The organism is Caballeronia sp. NK8 (assembly GCF_018408855.1).
Classification (GTDB): Bacteria; Pseudomonadota; Gammaproteobacteria; order Burkholderiales; family Burkholderiaceae; genus Caballeronia.
In genome coordinates this window covers 641,514-658,309 of sequence record NZ_AP024323.1, presented here as the reverse complement: position 1 = coordinate 658,309, position 16,796 = coordinate 641,514, and the positions used below count along the sequence as shown (strand labels likewise).

The 16,796-nt window shown below is 65.3% G+C and carries 15 protein-coding genes; 8 read left to right on the top strand and 7 right to left on the bottom strand.

Annotated elements, in window-relative coordinates; genetic code table 11:
- Positions 1-632: 632 nt before the first annotated feature.
- The 3 genes from NK8_RS17680 to NK8_RS17670 all read right to left on the bottom strand — a co-directional run bounded on the left by NK8_RS17680 (position 633) and on the right by NK8_RS17670 (position 2,435).
- Entirely contained in the window at positions 633-1,469 is an 837-nt protein-coding gene (locus NK8_RS17680; protein ID WP_162067396.1) for a 3-keto-5-aminohexanoate cleavage protein, read from the bottom strand.
- A gap of 165 nt (positions 1,470-1,634) precedes the next feature.
- Complete coding sequence (locus NK8_RS17675) at positions 1,635-1,916, bottom strand: DUF3303 domain-containing protein (RefSeq protein WP_162067395.1); 282 nt, start codon at positions 1,914-1,916, stop codon at positions 1,635-1,637.
- Between the two features lie 168 nt (positions 1,917-2,084).
- Complete coding sequence (locus NK8_RS17670) at positions 2,085-2,435, bottom strand: hypothetical protein (protein WP_225936324.1); 351 nt, start codon at positions 2,433-2,435, stop codon at positions 2,085-2,087.
- A 256-nt stretch (positions 2,436-2,691) separates the two neighbouring features.
- Between NK8_RS17670 and NK8_RS17665 the strand changes: the two genes are divergently transcribed.
- From NK8_RS17665 to NK8_RS17650, 4 genes are all read left to right on the top strand, one after another.
- Positions 2,692-2,994 carry an EF-hand domain-containing protein gene (locus NK8_RS17665; RefSeq protein ID WP_213230275.1) on the top strand — a complete coding sequence of 101 codons (303 nt, stop codon included), beginning with the start codon at positions 2,692-2,694 and terminating at the stop codon, positions 2,992-2,994.
- Between the two features lie 12 nt (positions 2,995-3,006).
- Positions 3,007-3,720: a response regulator gene (locus NK8_RS17660; protein WP_213230274.1), complete on the top strand. Its 714-nt coding sequence runs from the start codon at positions 3,007-3,009 to the stop codon at positions 3,718-3,720.
- The gene (locus tag NK8_RS17655) at positions 3,717-5,048 is read left to right on the top strand and encodes an ATP-binding protein (RefSeq protein WP_213230273.1); all 1,332 of its coding nucleotides are present in this window, start codon (positions 3,717-3,719) and stop codon (positions 5,046-5,048) included. The genes NK8_RS17660 and NK8_RS17655 overlap by 4 nt, the downstream gene beginning before the upstream one ends.
- A gap of 82 nt (positions 5,049-5,130) precedes the next feature.
- Positions 5,131-5,850: a Crp/Fnr family transcriptional regulator gene (locus tag NK8_RS17650; RefSeq protein ID WP_213230272.1), complete on the top strand. Its 720-nt coding sequence runs from the start codon at positions 5,131-5,133 to the stop codon at positions 5,848-5,850.
- Here NK8_RS17650 and NK8_RS17645 read toward each other — a convergent pair.
- Complete coding sequence (locus NK8_RS17645; protein WP_213230270.1) at positions 5,844-6,854, bottom strand: zinc-dependent alcohol dehydrogenase family protein; 1,011 nt, start codon at positions 6,852-6,854, stop codon at positions 5,844-5,846. The genes NK8_RS17650 and NK8_RS17645 overlap by 7 nt on opposite strands.
- 549 nt (positions 6,855-7,403) lie before the next feature.
- Here NK8_RS17645 and NK8_RS17640 point away from each other — a divergent pair.
- On the top strand, positions 7,404-7,778 hold the full coding sequence (locus tag NK8_RS17640) for a DUF3564 family protein (RefSeq protein WP_225936323.1): 375 nt from the start codon (positions 7,404-7,406) through the stop codon (positions 7,776-7,778).
- 16 nt (positions 7,779-7,794) lie between these two features.
- Here the strand turns inward: NK8_RS17640 and NK8_RS17635 are convergent, their stop codons facing one another.
- Positions 7,795-7,986, bottom strand: coding sequence for a DUF2964 family protein (locus NK8_RS17635; protein ID WP_061174955.1), 192 nt, complete (start codon positions 7,984-7,986; stop codon positions 7,795-7,797).
- Positions 7,987-8,254: 268 nt separating this feature from the next.
- On the opposite strand from NK8_RS17635, the gene phaP reads away from it, so the two are divergent.
- Both phaP and NK8_RS17625 read left to right on the top strand, forming a co-directional pair.
- Positions 8,255-8,677 carry a phasin family protein gene (gene phaP / locus NK8_RS17630; RefSeq protein ID WP_162068225.1) on the top strand — a complete coding sequence of 141 codons (423 nt, stop codon included), beginning with the start codon at positions 8,255-8,257 and terminating at the stop codon, positions 8,675-8,677.
- Between the two features lie 74 nt (positions 8,678-8,751).
- Positions 8,752-9,564 (top strand): class I SAM-dependent methyltransferase, encoded by an 813-nt coding sequence (locus tag NK8_RS17625; RefSeq protein WP_213230268.1) that lies wholly within the window; start codon positions 8,752-8,754, stop codon positions 9,562-9,564.
- Positions 9,565-9,570: 6 nt separating this feature from the next.
- On the opposite strand, the gene NK8_RS17620 is transcribed toward NK8_RS17625, so the two are convergent.
- Complete coding sequence (locus NK8_RS17620; RefSeq protein ID WP_162067386.1) at positions 9,571-11,718, bottom strand: serine/threonine-protein kinase; 2,148 nt, start codon at positions 11,716-11,718, stop codon at positions 9,571-9,573.
- Positions 11,719-12,123: 405 nt separating this feature from the next.
- Here NK8_RS17620 and NK8_RS17615 point away from each other — a divergent pair, with 405 nt between their 5' ends.
- Positions 12,124-12,339 carry a hypothetical protein gene (locus NK8_RS17615; RefSeq protein WP_213230266.1) on the top strand — a complete coding sequence of 72 codons (216 nt, stop codon included), beginning with the start codon at positions 12,124-12,126 and terminating at the stop codon, positions 12,337-12,339.
- An 11-nt stretch (positions 12,340-12,350) separates the two neighbouring features.
- Here the strand turns inward: NK8_RS17615 and NK8_RS17610 are convergent, their stop codons facing one another.
- The gene (locus NK8_RS17610) at positions 12,351-16,721 is read right to left on the bottom strand and encodes a DEAD/DEAH box helicase (protein WP_213230264.1); all 4,371 of its coding nucleotides are present in this window, start codon (positions 16,719-16,721) and stop codon (positions 12,351-12,353) included.
- Positions 16,722-16,796: the final 75 nt, after the last annotated feature.

Below are 16,796 nucleotides of genomic sequence, written 5' to 3'. Positions count from 1 at the left end.
GATGGCGCAGCACGGGACGCCCACCAGAACTGGGGTGGTAAATTAGGATGACGAAATCAATACATGGCGACACGAAAGATCCCGGACAACTCTAAAAACGCGATTGTCGAGTGGAAACGCGACATGTCGTTCCCTTGCCCAGCCTGCTAAAAATTCAGGCGCCCCTTACCAATCGTCCATTCCGGTATAGCAATGGAGCACGATTTTTCGTTTTATTTGGTGAACTTTCAATTCAACAATTCTTAAAAGCATGTTTTTTGCGTTTGTTTTGCAAATAACTCACGAATCATCGCGTTAAGCGTCAAGAAGCCGACGCATAAGAATGCCTTTCAGCAGAAGTTATTTGTTTTTAATTGCCATTAGGCATGCATATTCTCTTTGTCGATTGATGCGTAAAAGCAGTCGAATATCAAGGTCATGTCGGCGTGCGATCAAAACGCCGTCGAATCAAGGCATGCGAGTGAAAGAAGAAAAGGGCTACGTTTTTTTTTGGAGTAACCCGAGGGAAAGGAGGCTCTTGAACAGCCCCCCGAAGAACATCCATTTACCACCGCGACTACAAAAAAAAGCGCGCCGCGGTTTCCCACCGGCGCGCTCCACAACCACAACCCACAACCCACAACCCACAACCCTCAAATCGACAACAACTTCCTCGCCTCCTGCGCCGTCGCGACCGGCCTTCCATACTCCGCACACAAAGCCGCCACCCGACTCACCAACTGCGCATTACTCTTCGCGAGCGTGTCTTTATCCCATCGCACATTGTCTTCAAGTCCCGTACGACAATGCCCGCCCAGTTGCAACGTCCAGTGATTCACCTCCAGCTGATGCCGTCCGATACCCGCCGCAGTCCAAGTCGCATCCGGCAGATGCTTCTTCAACTGCTCGACCTCGAACTCGAGAATCTCGCGTCGCGCCGGCAGCGCATTCTTCACGCCGAGCACGAACTGCACGTGCACGGGCGACTTCAGCAAGCCCTGGCCCACCAGATCGACGGTGCTGTAAAGCATCGCCAGATCGAAGATCTCGATCTCGGGCTTCACATTGTGATCGAGCATCATCTGCGCGAGCGAGCGCACGAAGTCGGGCGGATTCTCGTACACGATCGTCGGAAAATTGACCGATCCCGTCGCGAGCGACGCCATGTCGGGCTTCAGGTCGAGCATCGCGCCGCGCTGCTCGAACGAGCGCCCGCGCCCGCCCGTCGAGAACTGGATGATGATGTCCGGGCAATGCTTGCGGATGCCCTCCTGCAATTCCGCGAAGCGATGTCGATCCGAACTCGAGCGTTCATCTTCGTCGCGCACGTGCAGATGCACAAGCGTCGCGCCCGCTTCGTACGCCTCGTGCGTGCTCTCGATCTGCTCCGCGATCGTGATCGGCACAGCGGGATTGTCCTTCTTCTTCGGCACCGATCCGGTGATCGCAACAGCTATGACGCAGGGTTCTTTCGTAGGGGATTGGGTCACGCTTCGCTCCTTGACGGCGCCATCCGTCCGGAAACACCGTGAGGATCGGGAATGGCGCTCAAATTTGAACTAACTAGTACGTTTGTCATGATGAGACATTGTCCGGCCCGCTGCAAGCCACACAAACCCTAATCGTGTTGGTACGACGAATCGGCGCTTCTCCGGCTACTGGCGCTCCGCGTATTCAGCCAGCATTTTTCCGACCTGTTCGTCGGTGATCGCGGGCTTGATGTCGAACATGAACAAGTCGGCCCACTCGTGCGCCCAGCGCGCGAGCGGCTCGAGGCTGTCGCATTCGCACACGGCGATGCCCCAGATCGAGCCGATCGCATGCCAGCGGCCCAGCAGATGGATGCCGTCGGGCGGCGCGCCCCGGGTTTGCAGAAATCGCTCGGCCGCCTGCCGTTCGACATCGGGCTGCGCAGTCCAGTTGACGATGAATAGCATGGCTCGATCCTCCTGTTGGAACGCCATGAACCGGCGCGCGGCGCCGGGCTCGCCGTCGCAGCGGCACGCACGCGCGGCCGATACGGTTCATCCAGTATAGAAGGCGGCCGCGCATTGCATCGCTGCGTCATGCAGTACGCATTCGATGCGTCGGAATGCACTATGCTCTCAACGCACCACGACGATGGGCGCCGCGAGCACCGGTTGCGCATAGGTCACCCTGACGGCCGGCGCGACCGCATATGGCGACACGACCACGGTCGGTCTCGGCATCGGAGGCGGTGGCACCATGACCGCCACGGGCGGCGCGAGCGGCGCGACGACCACCGTGCGTACGGGCATGGAGTAATAGATCGGCGTCGGCGGCGGCGCGTAGTAGTACACGGGACGCGGCGGCGGCGCATAGACGACGGCAGGCGCCACGTAGGAAACCTGCACGCTCGTTCCAGCCGACGCGGTCTCCGTGCAGGTCAGGCTGATGGCGGCAACGGCGGAAACGCTTAACAAACGGAAGTTCATGATCGAGTCCTCATGCATCGCAAGACATTGAATTCGGCAGCGCGAACAAGCGGCAGCCGGCGATGAGAACGATAGCGAAGCGCCGCGCACAGCACGAGGCATAACTTGTGTCACGGAATGTCGGCGAATGCGCCGGGCATCGCGCATGAAATACGGCGACACGAATCGAAGCGTTGGCGAGATTGCGTTCGCCGCGCGGCTCAATAGAATGGCATCACCGTTCACGTTCAAATCGCATCCGAACCAGGAGAGCGCCATGCGAAAGATCCTCGTCATCCTCGCCGCATGCGCGGCGTGCGCCACTTCGGGCGTGGCGTTCGCCCAGACCGCCACGCAGCCGATGGGCGCGAGCCCGCGCGTCGAACGCGCGCTCGGCCAGTTGCAGACCCGCTTCTCGAGCGCCAACACCACGCATGACGGCAAGCTCACCCGCGAGCAGGCATCCACCGGCATGCCGATGGTGGCGAAACATTTCGACGAAATCGACACGCACAAAAACGGCTACGTGACCCTGCCGCAGATCGAAGCCTTCATGCGCGAGCACGCCACGCAACGCTGATCCGGAGCATCCATGGAAACCCTGCCGAAGATCATCGTGCTCGACGACGAAGCCGAGCTGCGCAACATGCTGCAGCGCTTCCTGAGTTCTCAGGGTTTCGAGGTGCGCGTCGTCGAGAACGGCAAGCGGCTCGACCGCTACCTGCAGCGTGAGCCGTACGACCTGCTCGTGCTCGACTGGATGATGGAGCCCGAGGACGGCCTTTCGGTTTGCAGACGCCTGCGCGCCGAAGGCCAGACGCTGCCCATCCTGATGCTGACCGCGAAAGGCGATCCGGTCGACAAGGTGGTGGGTCTGGAAACCGGCGCCGACGACTACCTCGCCAAGCCCTTTCTGCCGCAGGAACTCGTCGCTCGCGTGCGCGCGCTGCTGCGCCGTCAGAAGATCGCGGCCGGGGACCCGACGCTCACGCAGCAGATCATCCGCTTCGGCGATTTCCGCCTCGACCTCGGCAAGCAGAAGCTCTATCGCAACGGCGAGCCGTTCGACATCCACTCCGCGCAGATGCAGTTGCTCAATGCGCTCGGCTCGTCGCCGAATCGCGCGGTGAGCCGCGACAATCTCATCGCCCGCACGCGCGGCCGCGAGCACGACGCGCTCGACCGCAGCATCGACGTGCAGGTGTTGCGCTTGCGGCAGATCATCGAGGAAGACCCGGGCAAGCCGCGCTTCATCAAAACCGTCTGGGGCGTCGGCTACATGCTGCTCGCCGAGCTGGAATCGTGACGCTCGTGCCGCGCTCGCTCTTCGCGCGCAACATCCTGCTGCTCGTCGCGCTGGTCGCGGTGAGTCAGGTGTGCGCGTTCGCCGTGCTGCTGCATTTCATCCAGACGCCGCGCATCGAGCGCGCGGCAGCCACGTTCGCGAGCTATATCGTCACGCTCGACACCCTTCTGAAGACGCCGCCGCCCGACGCCGCGCGTCTCGACCTTCGCGCGGAACTGCCAGCCGGCGCGCGCGAAACCGCGCCCGGATCGCGTCTGCGCTTCTATCAAACCTATCAGCGGCAGACCTTCGTCGAAAGCCTGCGGCGGCATCTTCCTGCGGACATGCTGGTGCGCTGGCAAGGCGTCGACAGCAGCGACGACGGTCAGCAGCGATTGTGGATCCGCGTGCATCCGTCGGGCGAGCCGCGCTGGCTCGCGCTGCCCGTGCCGGAAGCCGCCCACGACGACGGCCTGACCACCGCGCTCCTGCTTTCGCTCGGACTCGGCGCGCTCGCGTTTGCGACGGCCTATCTGATCCAGCGGCATCTGAATCGCCCGCTCGCGCATCTCGCCGATGCCGCGCGGCAACTGTCGGCGGGCGGCGAACCCGGCGTCCTGCCGACCGACGGCCCGACCGAAATCGCGCAGGTCAGCAGCGCCTTCAACCGCATGACGGCCGCGCTGAAGGAAGCCGACGCCACGCGCGCGCTCATGCTCGCGGGCATCTCGCACGACATCCGCACGCCGATGACCAAGCTGCGCCTCGCCATGGCGATGTCGTCGGTGCCGTCGACGGACGCGGCCTTCGCGGCATCGGCGGAAGGGTATCTCGACACCATTGACACGATTCTTCAGCAGTTCATGGATTACGCGGGGAGCGGCGCGAAGGAGACGCCCGTCGTCGGCGATCTCAACGCGCTGATCGCGAACCTCGCCGCCGATTTCGCCGGGCTCGGACACGAGTTCGCGCTCGATCTCGGCGACATCGAGCCGTTTGCGTTTCGGCCGATCAGCATGATGCGTTTGCTGATGAACCTGATGCAGAACGCGGTGCTATACGGCGTCGTCGGGCTGGAAGTCCGCACCTGGACCGACCGGCAGGCAAACGCGGCGTGCGTGCTGATCGCGGATCGCGGCAAGGGACTCGGCGGTCAGGACCCGGAAGCGCTCAAGCAGCCCTTCAAACGCGGCGGCGGCGAAGGCCAGCCGAAGGGCACGGGGCTGGGACTCGCGATCGTCGAGCGCATCGCGCGGCTGCATGGCGGCACGCTGGCGTTGCGCGCGCGCGAAGGCGGCGGCGCGCAATGCTGCATCGTGCTGCCGCTTTCGGGCGACGCGACGCGCTAGCGGCATCGCATCGAAGCGCACACGCGACGAATTTTCCTTTCCTCCATCCGTGAACCATACTGGTCTGTAGGAGGAAACCGTCATGGAACCGTCGATTGACCCGGGAGCATCGCTTAATCGGACAGCGCACGGCGTCGCGCCCAGTCTGCACGTGCGCCTCTCGGACGCCGACGCCATCCCGTTTCCGACCCGTACCGTCGAGCGCGGCGACGCGCTCTATTGCGCGGGCGAGCCGCTGCGCAGTCTCTACACGGTGCAAAGCGGCTGCTTCAAAACCGTCTCGACCTACCCCGGTTCGGACGACGACACCGCCCTGCACACGCAGGTCACCGGTTTTCACTTCGCGAACGAAACGCTCGGTCTCGACGGCGTGTGCACGGGCCGCCACGAAAGCGACGCCGTCGCACTCGAGCCGAGCATCGTGCGGATCATGCCTGTCGGCATACTAGAGCCGTTGTGCCGCGAATATGCGGCGATGCAGCACGCGCTTCTCGCGATCATGAGCGCGGAGATCGTGCGCGCGTCGCGCCTCGCGCTGATGCTCGGAACCATGCCCGCCCGCGAGCGCGTGGCCGCTTTCCTGCTCGATCTCTCGGAACGACTCGACGCGAGCGCGGCGCCTTCCGGCGAACACGCAGCGGAATTGTCCCTACCGATGACGCGCGCGGATATCGGCAGCTATCTCGGGCTCGAACTGGAAACCGTGAGCCGCATGCTTTCGAAGTTGCAGCGTGAAGGCGCGATCGGTCTCAACGGGCGGCAGGTGCGTATCGTCGATCGGACGATGCTCGCGCATCACTGACGAACGTTCGGCGCGCACGCACGGACTATTAGTACCGCCGCGCCCGTGAGCCTGCCTTCACGCAGATCGGCGAGCGCGCGATTCGCTTCGTCGAGCGGATACGGCGTCGTATGCAGATCCAGTTGAAACTGCCCGGCGATACGCATGAACGCGCGTCCATCCTCACGCGTGAGATTCGCAACCGATACGACGCGCCGCTCGCCCCAAAGCAGATCATAGGGAAACGAAGGAATATCGCTCATGTGGATGCCGCCGCACACCACCACGCCGCCCTTCGCGACCGCCTTCAGCGCCGCGGGCACCAGCGCGCCCGCCGGCGCGAAGATGAGCGCGGCATCGAGCGCGTCGGGCGGCGCCTCGTCGCTGCCGCCCGCCCAATGCGCTTTCAGGCCGAGCGCGAAACGCTGCGCGGCGATATCGCCGGGACGCGTGAACGCATAGACCGCGCGCCCCTGATGCCGCGCCACCTGCGCGACGATATGCGCCGCCGCGCCGAAGCCATAGATGCCGATGCGCTTCGCATCGCCCGCCATCGCGAGCGTGCGATAGCCGATGAGTCCCGCGCAGAGCAGCGGCGCCGCTTCCACGTCCGAATAACGCGGCGGCAGATGCAGGCAGTAGCGCGCATCCGCGACCACGCGCTCCGCGTAGCCGCCATCGATCGTGTAGCCCGTGAAGCCGGGCGTATCGCAGAGATTCTCACGGCCCGCCGCGCAGAAGCGGCAATGTCCGCACGTATGCCCGAGCCACGGCACGCCCACGCGATCGCCGGGCGCGAAGTCCGTCACGCCCGCGCCGAGCTGCGCGACGGTTCCGACGATCTCGTGCCCCGGAATCACCGGCCGTTTCGGATGCGCCAGCTCGCCGTCGACGACATGGAGATCGGTACGGCACACGCCGCACGCATGCACGTCGATGAGCAGTTCGCCCGCGCGCGGCAGCGGATCGGGCAAATCGTGTGGCTGCAGCCGGGGCGTATTGCCGTCGAAGACCATTGCGCGCATCGAGATGTCTCTCCGGTTCGATGTTGCAGTGCGGCGCGGACTGTCGGCGGGATCGCGCGCGTTGGCGACGTCGTGGGGCGGCGACGCCCGCAGTGGTGCACGTGTGCACGCGCGACGAGCGTGCGCACTACGTGGCATCGCCCGATGATGCGCCGCATCCGTCGAACATGCGCCACCCGTCCGTGCGGCGATATGCCTCCGACGCTTGTCGCTGAACAGTCAGATTGTCGTACTAAACTTGAGTCATGCAGTCACGAGGCAAACATGTATTGCGGATGATTTCGGCATCGGTCTTGCTTGTGTGATTCGAACGTCGTCGCTGTTGCGTTGCGGCAAGTCCTGCAACGCGTCGTCGATGGAACCCATTACATATGGTGCGATTAAACTTATCTGTCGCACACTGTTCGAATCTCTGATCGCGGCCTTAACGGGCCGCGCCGTAACGCCTTAACAATACGCGTGGCGAAAGCCGCCATTCATCGAGAACGCTCATGGCCGGTGCGAAAGTGCTGAGCGTCTCGTCCATCGAATCGTTTCATGGAGGATGACATGCGTATCACAGTCAAGCTGGATGGCTTCGAAGACGCTCAGTCGGCGGCCTACGCCATCCTGTGGCTCGACAAGGAAACCCGCCGCTGGTCGCGCGAGGGCCACCAGGCCGTCGAAGTGCCGGACTGGGGCGGCCTGCGCTCAGGATCGAACGGAACGATGATCTGCGGCCAGCACGTCGAAGATCCGATCTGCGTGCTGGAACGCCTCGATTTCGACGCGCCGGACGGCCCGTGCGAAGGTCTCGCGGGACGCGTGCTCTGGTATGCGGACGGGGCGGGTCTGAAGAGCACCGGACGCTGGCACGTGCAGTGCATCGACCGCGAACAGACCAAGGCGGAGCACAGCGTCTTCGCCGGAGAGACGGACAGTTGATCGGCCCGAGGAATCGTCAGGGCTCGTCGCTCGGCAGTGGTGTGAGCATCACGACGAACGACGCGGCCCCGATGAGAATCGCGAGCACGCCGTAGTACATCACCGCCGTCTCGTCGAAGAGCAGGCCGCGCAGCGCCGCATGAATGCCGCCCAGCGAGACGAACACGGCGCCCAAGGCCGCGACGATGCGCCCTTCACCCCTGATCATGATGTTCTCCCGCGCGCGTGCCGATAGTGCGCCGCCATGATTCATGGTCGCCCGCGTGGCGGAGTCCGACTTGACCTGCATCAACCAGAACGAGCGCGCGTTCTGGTGTTTTCCCTTGCCCCATCTCCACGGCTTATATTGGTAGTATCAGGTGCCGGCCGCGCGTTGGCATGATTGCGCGCGACGGTACATGCTGCCCGGGCCATTCCTCGCCTTTTGCCCGCAAGAGTGGCTCTTATTCGACCGCAAGAACCCCTGGGGAGGCACGATGAATCAAAATTTCAGCGATCCGTTCAGCCAGTTCGCCGCCATGTTCCAGCAGTACCAGCTTCCGGGGTTCGACGTCACGTCCATCATGGAATCGCGGCGCAAGGATGTCGAAGCGCTCGCGGCGACCAATCGCGTCGCGTTCGGCGGCATGGAAGCGTTGCGCGACAAACAAGTCGAAATCCTGCGCCGGACCTTGAGCGACCTCGAATCCATCGCCAAACAATTCGCCACCACGTCCACTCAGCCGCCGTTCAACGCCAATGAAGTCGTGCAACGCGCGCTGCACAACGCTCTCACCGACATGCAGGACATCGCGCGCACGACCCAGCAAACTCAGGCCGAAGCCTATGCGCTCGTCAGCAAGCGCATGGAAGACGCCCTGAGAGAGCTGAAAGCTTCCATCGAGAAGCCCAAGACCTAGTCTCGCGCGTCTTTCGCGAGACCCGGCCTCCGGCTTTGGCCCAAGCCGCGCGAAGCGGCGAGCGGAGGTACGTCATGCAATTCGACGAATTCGCGGCGTTCGAGAAGAACGGCTGGGAGCATGCTGCCCAGTTCTACGAGGATTATTTCGGAAGGCTTACTGTCCAGTCGCATCCGGCGTTGCTGGATGCGCTCGGCATCGTTCCCGGCACGCGCATGCTCGATGTCGCGGCCGGGCCCGGCAATCTCGCCGCGGCGGCGATCGAGCGCGGCGCGACCGCGACGGCCGTCGATTTCTCCACGTCGATGATCGCGCATGCGCGCCAGTTCCATCCCGAGATCGAGTTTCAGATCGCGAGCGCCGATCGTTTGCCCTTCGACGCCGAAAGTTTCGATGCCGTCGGGATCAGTTTCGGCATGCTGCATTTTCCCGAGCCGGAACGGGCGCTCGAAGAAGCGGCGCGCGTGCTGCGCCAGGGCGGACGCATCGCGTTCACCGCGTGGGCGCGGCCCGAGCGTGCGGTCGGCTTCGGCATGGTGCTCGACGCGATCCAGCTTCACGGCAAGCCCGATGTCGGTCTGCCGCCCTCGCCGCCCTTCTTCCGCTTCAGCGATCCCGAAGAATGCGTGCGCGTGCTGACGGAAGCGGGCTTTGCCGCCGCGCGCGCCGATGAAGTCGAGCAGATTTGGCATCTCGTATTGCCGGAAACGCCGCTCGACGGGCTGACGCATGGCGGCGTGCGGATGGCGGCGCTACTGCGCGCGCAATCGAGAAGCGCGCTCGCGTTGATCGAGCAGGAAGTGAAAACGCGCGTGAAGGCTTATTCGCAACATGGCGAGTTGCTCGTACCGATGCCTTGCGTGCTCGCCTGCGGCGTCAAGCCTTGAGCGCCCTTACTTCTTGCCCTGCGTGGTGATCTGGAAGATATCGACGGCCACGTGGTCGCGGCCGTATTTGCCCGCGAGCGCCGCAAGGCGCTTCTCGACGGCGCGCAGATATTCCGGCTTGGCCTCGCTGTCCGGACGCGGCGCATCGAAGAGCGGCGCGGGCGCGACCGTCAGCACGATCATCTCCGAGCCGAACGGCTTGCCGACGACCCAATCGCCCATCGTCCCGATGGTCGCCGTGTAGTTCGCCGGCGCCTGGTTGTCGCGCGAGCGCGCATTGGGCACGAGATGCACCACGCTGCCGTCGAGCATGTAGTAATCGACGTAGACGTAGGACTCGAACGCGGGCGTCATCAGATCGACGATCAGCGGATCGCCGTCCGTGAGGTGCGTCGCGCGCGAACGCGTGTGCACCGACGCAGGCCTGCCCGACTGCCGGTTGGCCGTCCAGAACGGGCCGAACACCTTGAGCAGATCGCATTTGTCGTCGGCGACCTGCTGCACGCCGAAGTTCGTCGTTTTCACGCCGGGCACGCGGCCGAGCGCATCCTTCAGCCGCGCGAGACCATATTTCTGCGATACGAAACCCTGCACGTCGACGGTCTGATCATGCACCGACGCGACGAGCGCCGAGCACGGCACGCTCGCGAGCACGGGCGTGACGGCGGCGGTCGTGAGTTCGGGAACAGGCGTGGCGGGCACCGCGGGCGTAACGGCCACCGTGGAAACGGGTGCCGCAGGGGCGCCGGGCGTATGCGGCGTGACCGCGCCCGTGGCGCTTCCTTCAGACGGCCGGGGCGGCGCCTCGCGCGCGGTTTCCTCGCCGCCTTTCGACTGGTCGTAGAAGTAGTAGCCGCCGCCCGCGATCAATAGCGCCGCGATCACCGCTGCACCGATCGCGATCTTCGGCCCGGCGCTCTTCTTCGCCTTGCGGCCGGCCGGCGACGCGGCGTTCTCCTCGCTGATCTCGTCGAGAAATTGCGCGACGGCCGGCGTGCGCGCCTCGCGCTCGAACGCGAGCGCCGCCTTCAGCGCTTTCCACTGCTTGCTGCCGAGATGTTCCGGGCGCTGCGGCTTCATGCCCGCGGCCTTCGCCTGCAGCGCGGGCACGCGGTCGAACGGGTGTTTGCCCGTCAGCAGTTCATAAGTGATGCAGGCGAGCGCGTAGATGTCGTCGCGCGGATCGGGCTCGCGATGCTCCATCATTTCCGGGCTTGCGTAGGCGGGCGTCATCGCGCCGAGGCTGCCGGGATCGAACACGGTCGCCTCGGACTCCTCCTCGGGACGCTGAATCACGCGCGAAATGCCGAAATCGATCACCTTCACTTCCGACGTGTCGGTCAGAAACACGTTGGCGGGCTTGAAATCGCAGTGTACGAAGCCGCGCTCGTGCGCGTAGGCGAGCGCGTTGGCCATGCCCTTGAAGATCGGGAAGACTTCCGGAAACGGCATGCCCTTGAAATTCGGGTTCCGAAGCAATCGCGAGAGCGGCTGTCCGGACAAATATTCCATCGTCAGATAGACGACCTGACCGTCGCGATCGAAATCGTAGACAGTGACGATGTTCCGGTGCGCGAGCTGCTGCGCCTTGCGCGCCTCGCGCTGCAACGCAATCAGCGAGTTCGGATTGCCGCGGAACTGAAGATTGAGCACCTTGATGGCGACGTACGGACGTCGATCCGACGCTTCCAGCTTGCGCAGGTCGAGCGCCTTGTACACCGTGCCCATGCCGCCGATGCCGAGACACTCTTCCAGCACGAAGCGGCTGTTGAGCGTGTCGCCGACGCCCTTCATCTTCTGATTGTGATCGACGATCACCTGCGTCGCCTGGCTGCCGGTGCCGCTGCTCGGATCGCGCGAAGCCGGCGGCGAGAAGCCCGGCGAGGTTTGCAGGCGCGTTTCGTCGAGGTTCACGGGGCCGGTGGCTGAATCGGCTTCGGAACGCATGCGCGCCCCATGCTCGATGCGGCGGCGCACGGCCGCATAGATGTCCGGCGGCAATGGTCGCGCCGCGTGCTCCTCTTCGAGGATCTCCATGAGTCGCTTGGCCGGAGTCTGCTCGGTCGCCAATGCGCCGTCCACTCCCGCAAAGAACTCGTCGCGCGACCCGCCGTCGCCCCTATATGTACGAATCGCTTGCGCAAAACTTGTCATCTGTGCGACGCGACGCGGCTCCAAATCGATCGACAACTCACTTGTCGTAACAAAACCCCGGTGCTCGTTCGATACTAGCCTCCGCATGAAGCTTTCGCAAATGGCGTTTTCGATCATGAGCGGTATCGCGCACATGTCGTTCGGAGACCGACACATCGATTCGATGTGTTGGCGAAACAACGGCGCAGTCATTCGCCGACGCGCGCTCGCGATCGGATAAAACCCAGACAAATCATCGCGTTACGGCGCTTCTTCAAATGCGCGCGGCGGCTGGCACGCGTTTCGCATAATCAGACGCGAACGTCCTTGCGGCAGAAGGCATGCGCCTTTTGCCGCCATTGGCGTTTTCCGACCGTTGCATGGGTCTATACTCAACCGCGACTCCCCACTCTGGAGGAAGCACTCATGGCCGTCATCAAGATCAGGGACCTCGCCGACAGCGTCGAACTCGACCGGCAGGCGATGCATACGATAATCGGCGGCGCGCGCGATGGCTTGCGTGCCAGGTTTCGCATCCGTCCGGCTTCGGCCACGAACCGTGTCGTCGACTATCCCGGCGTGCCGGTGAAAGACGTGCCGGCCGCACCGACCGGACCCTTCACGACCAAAATCGTGAAATAACGCTCGCAGTTTCAATGGCGCGCCGGCACGCCGGCGCCCGTCATCCCGCCTGCCACCGAACTCCCGAGCGAACGCGCCGAGCGCTTGACGAGCGCGAGACGCACGCGCTCGCGCCCTTCCCCTTCGACATCGCCGAAATAACGCGTCTTGCCCGCGATCACCGCGCCAACCGGCACGCCATCGAGATACAGCACGCGATTGCCCGCGAGCGCCGGCACCTTCTCACCCGGCAGCAGCGTGCCGACGAGATTGAGCGGATCGACCGCCGAGAGCGCGACGAGCACGCCGTCCTTCGGCCGCTTGCGCATGTCGCGCAGTAGCGGCACCGCGTCGGGCAGCGCGAACTGCTCGCCCGCCAGTCCGGCGACGAAGCGCCCGCCGCGAATCTCGCCGCGCGCTTCCAGCCGGTGATACACGCGCAGCAGGTCGCGCCACGGCGGCAGCCATTGCGCTTCGCGCTCCAGCAGACGCCAGAACACGACGCCATAGCGCCGCAGCAACGTCAGCGCGACATGCTCGATGTCGCTTTCCCCGCGCGCGTCGTCGTGCTTCGCGCGGCGCAGAAGCGCCCAGCGCCCCGCGTCGTCCATTCCTCCGATGAAGAGGCCGCCGCGCCGTGGACGGCGCGCAAAGGCGTTGCGTTTCGCCGCCGGCGCGAGCAGCGCGCGCAGGCCCGCGAAACTATCCGCATTGACGAGCCCGAGCGATACCAGCTCGCCGAGCGCATCTTCGAGTTCCGTGCGCAGCAGACGCGCATCGGCGAGGAGTTCGTCGAAGAACATCGCGCCGTGGGTGTTCAGCGCGTCGAAGACGCGCTCGGCGCGCGATGAGAGACGTGGCGCTTCATCGGCGGACATGAGCGCGTTCCACGCTTCGAGATGACGGCGCGGCAGCAGCACGATCGGCGTGCCGCGCACCGGACCGCCCGCCGCGCGTGAACGTCCCGCGGGGCGCGTCCACACGAGCTTGCCTGCGCGGCAGAGCTCGTCGAGCCAGCTCCCCGAATAGTCGGCGATGCGCGCCGGCAGAATCTCGTCTTCCCACGCGACGGCCGGCGCCTCGAAGCCTTCGAGCTGTTCGAGCACGGCGCCGAGCGCATCGCGGCCTTCGCCGTGCGCGTCGGGCGCGACGCGCTGCCATTCGAGCAGGAAGCGCATGAAATCCTGCCGCTCGACCGGTTCGATCTCGCGACGCAGCCGCCGCACCGTATAGCGATGAATCCGCGCAAGCAAATGCCGCTCGCACCATTGCTCGACCTGCGCGCCCGGCGTGAACCGTCCGCGCATCACATAGCCCTGCGTTTCGAGCCGCGTCAACGCGAGCGCGATCGCCGATGCCGGCAGCGCGAGCGGCCGCGCGATCTCCGGCACCGTCAGCGGCCCGAAGCCCGATAGCCGCGCGCGCACGACTTCGACGAGCGCGTCGTCGGGCGCCCAGGCTTCGTCGAAGCCAGGCGGCGGGTGCAGCGGCGGATGCATCGGCGCGTGCTCGTAGACGGCGCGCGCGCAGGCGAGCCGCTCGACGGGCGTCCACAGCGCGTCGTGCTCCGCGATCTGCAATCGGGCTGCGCGGCCCGATTGCGCCAGGGCGTCGAGCCACGCCATCCATTGCGGGCTGCGCTGCGCTTCTGCTTCGGCGATGCAGGCGAGCGTCGTCAGCGCCTCGTGCATTTCATCGGCGCTCGTGACTTCGGGCCACGCTTCCTCGCGCACGCTCGCGATCGCTTCGAGATCGAGCGCGCCGAGATCGTCCGCCGATTGCGGATCGCTCCAGCGGCGCGCGAGCACGGCCTGCGTGCGGCGCTCTTCGAGCGGCGCATCGTCGAGGAATGCGTACGGCTTCGCCGACAGGATTTCGGCGGCGAGCGGCGACGGCGCGGGCAGTTCGCGCGTGACGAGCCGCACATCGCCCGCTTCGATGCGTCGCAGCAGTGCGAGCCAGCCGTCGCTGTCCATCGCGTCGTGCAGGCAATCGTCGATGGTCTGCTCGACGAGCGGATGCGCCGGCACGTCGCGCTCGCCCGCGAGATTCTCGGCGCATGCGACCTGATCCGGAAACACCGCCGCGAGCAGATCCTCGCTTTTCATGCGCTGCAGTTGCGGCGCGACCCTGCGCCCGCCCGTGTAGCGCGGCAGCGCGAGCGCATTGGTCGCGTTCCAGCGCCAGCGCACGCCGAACAACGGCGCGTCGAGCAAGGCCTGAATCAGCACATGTTCCGCCGTCGCCGATTTCAGATAGCGCCACACCTCGTCGAGCGCGAAGCTGTGGCTGCCCGTCAGCGACAGCACGATCGCGTCCTCGGTGGCGGCCGCCTGCAACTCGAAATTGAACGTGCGGCAAAAGCGCTTGCGCAGCGCGAGACCCCACGCGCGGTTCACGCGACTGCCGAACGGCGCATGGATGACGAGTTGCGTGCCGCCGGATTCGTCGAAGAAACGCTCCATGACGAGCGTGTCCTGTGTCGGCAGCACCGTCAGCGCAGCGCGTGAACGCGCCAGATAATCGACGATCTGCCGCGCCGCCTCCACGCCGATGCCGCACGCCTGCGCGAGCCACGCGATGGTTTCGTCGACGCTGCCTTGCGCGAGCCGCGCGTCCGTCTCGCCGCGCAGCCGTGCGATCGCGTGAGAAAGCTCGTCGCTGCGGCCCGGCGCTTCGCCGAGCCAGAACGGGATATTCGGCGGCTGGCCGTTGGCGTTCTCGACGCGCACGCGCCCGCCTTCCACGCGCATGATCCGGTACGACGTATTGCCGAGCTGGAAGATATCGCCCGCGAGGCTCTCGACGGCGAAATCCTCGTTCACCGTGCCGATCTGCAAGCCCTGCGGTTCGAGGATCACGGCGAAGTCGGCGTTGTCGGGGATTGCGCCGCCCGAGGTCACCGCCGTCAGCTTGCCGCCGCGCCGGCCGCGCAGCGTGCGCGAGACGGCATCGCGATGCACATACGCGGCGCGCACGCCCTGACGCCCCGTGTAGCCTTCCGCGAGCGTGCGCAGCACGGCGTCGTAATGCGCGCGGTCGAGCGTCGCGTACGGAAACGCGCGCGTGATGCGCTCGAAAAGCTCGTCCTCGCCCCACTCGCGGCACGCGACTTCGGCGGTGATCTGCTGCGCGAGCACGTCGAGCGGCGCGCGCGGGATCGTCAGTGCGTCGAGTTCGCCGCGCCGCACGCAGTCGAGCAGTGCCGCGCATTCGATCAGATCGTCGCGCGAGGTCGGAAAAAGCCGCCCTTTCGGCACGCCGCCGACCTGATGCCCCGAACGGCCGACGCGCTGCAAAAACCCGCCGATCGAGCCGGGCGAACCGATCTGGCAGACGAGATCGACATCGCCGATATCGATGCCCAGTTCCAGCGAAGCGGTGGCGATCAGCACCCGCAATTCGCCGCGCTTCAACCGCTGCTCCGCCTCCAGCCGATGCTCGCGCGCGAGGCTGCCGTGGTGCGCCGCGACCGCTTCCTTGCCGAGGCGCTCGGTCAGATGCCGCGCCGCGCGCTCGGCCATGCGGCGCGTGTTGACGAAGACGAGCGTCGTGCGATGCTGCGCGGACAGTTCGGCGAGCCGGTCGTAGACGCGCTCCCACATGTCGTTCGACATGATCGCTTCGAGCGGCATGGGCGGGATTTCGAGCGCGAGATCGCGCGCGCGGACATGGCCGACATCGACGATTTCGCACGATTCATGGTCGCCGACGAGAAACTTCGCGACGAGTTCGACAGGCTTTTGCGTCGCCGACAGTCCGACGCGCACCGGACGCCGCCCGCCCGCGTCCTCGCACAGCGCGTCGAGCCGCGCGAGCGACAGGCTCAGGTGCGAGCCGCGCTTGCTGCCCGCGACGGCGTGAATTTCGTCGACGATCACGGTACGCGTGGTCGAAAGCATCGCGCGGCCCGAATCGGAGCAAAGCAGCACGTAGAGCGATTCCGGCGTCGTCACGAGAATGTGCGGCGGCCGCTTTTTGACCGCGTTGCGTTCCTGCTGCGTCGTGTCGCCGGTACGCACGGCCGCCCGAATCTCGGGCGCGGCCACGCCGGCATCCCGCAGCGTCTGCGCGATGCCCGCGAGCGGCGCCTCCAGATTCACAGGAATGTCGTTCGACAGCGCCTTCAGCGGCGACACATACACCACGCGCGTCTCGTCCGGCAGCGCCCCGCCGAGCGCGATGCCGTCGCGCACGAGTTCGTCGATGGCCGCGAGAAACGCGGTGAGCGTCTTGCCCGAGCCCGTCGGCGCGGCAACGAGTGTCGAGCGGCGCGCGTGGACGAGCGGCCACGCGCGCGCCTGCGCGGCGGTCGGCGCGGCAAAGCGCGCACGGAACCAGCCGGCGACAGCGGGATGGAAGCCCTGCAGGGCGTCAGTCGCGGAAGCGGATTTTCGGGTCATTCGACATTCTATGAGCGCTTGAGAAACGGCGTATTGCATGCGGTTTTAGGACAGTTCCCATCTGAACAATGCGTT

What these genes read in the sequence shown, in the direction of transcription:
- NK8_RS17640 (WP_225936323.1), top strand. Translation starts at nt 7,404, where the DNA reads ATGCGTATCACAGTCAAGCTGGATGGCTTCGAAGACGCTCAGTCGGCG.
- NK8_RS17665 (WP_213230275.1), top strand. Translation starts at nt 2,692, where the DNA reads ATGCGAAAGATCCTCGTCATCCTCGCCGCATGCGCGGCGTGCGCCACT.
- NK8_RS17625 (WP_213230268.1), top strand. Translation starts at nt 8,752, where the DNA reads ATGCAATTCGACGAATTCGCGGCGTTCGAGAAGAACGGCTGGGAGCAT.
- NK8_RS17675 (WP_162067395.1), bottom strand. Translation starts at nt 1,916, where the DNA reads ATGCTATTCATCGTCAACTGGACTGCGCAGCCCGATGTCGAACGGCAG.
- NK8_RS17645 (WP_213230270.1), bottom strand. Translation starts at nt 6,854, where the DNA reads ATGCGCGCAATGGTCTTCGACGGCAATACGCCCCGGCTGCAGCCACAC.
- NK8_RS17670 (WP_225936324.1), bottom strand. Translation starts at nt 2,435, where the DNA reads ATGAACTTCCGTTTGTTAAGCGTTTCCGCCGTTGCCGCCATCAGCCTG.
- NK8_RS17660 (WP_213230274.1), top strand. Translation starts at nt 3,007, where the DNA reads ATGGAAACCCTGCCGAAGATCATCGTGCTCGACGACGAAGCCGAGCTG.
- NK8_RS17610 (WP_213230264.1), bottom strand. Translation starts at nt 16,721, where the DNA reads ATGACCCGAAAATCCGCTTCCGCGACTGACGCCCTGCAGGGCTTCCAT.
- NK8_RS17650 (WP_213230272.1), top strand. Translation starts at nt 5,131, where the DNA reads ATGGAACCGTCGATTGACCCGGGAGCATCGCTTAATCGGACAGCGCAC.
- phaP (WP_162068225.1), top strand. Translation starts at nt 8,255, where the DNA reads ATGAATCAAAATTTCAGCGATCCGTTCAGCCAGTTCGCCGCCATGTTC.
- NK8_RS17615 (WP_213230266.1), top strand. Translation starts at nt 12,124, where the DNA reads ATGGCCGTCATCAAGATCAGGGACCTCGCCGACAGCGTCGAACTCGAC.
- NK8_RS17620 (WP_162067386.1), bottom strand. Translation starts at nt 11,718, where the DNA reads ATGACAAGTTTTGCGCAAGCGATTCGTACATATAGGGGCGACGGCGGG.
- NK8_RS17635 (WP_061174955.1), bottom strand. Translation starts at nt 7,986, where the DNA reads ATGATCAGGGGTGAAGGGCGCATCGTCGCGGCCTTGGGCGCCGTGTTC.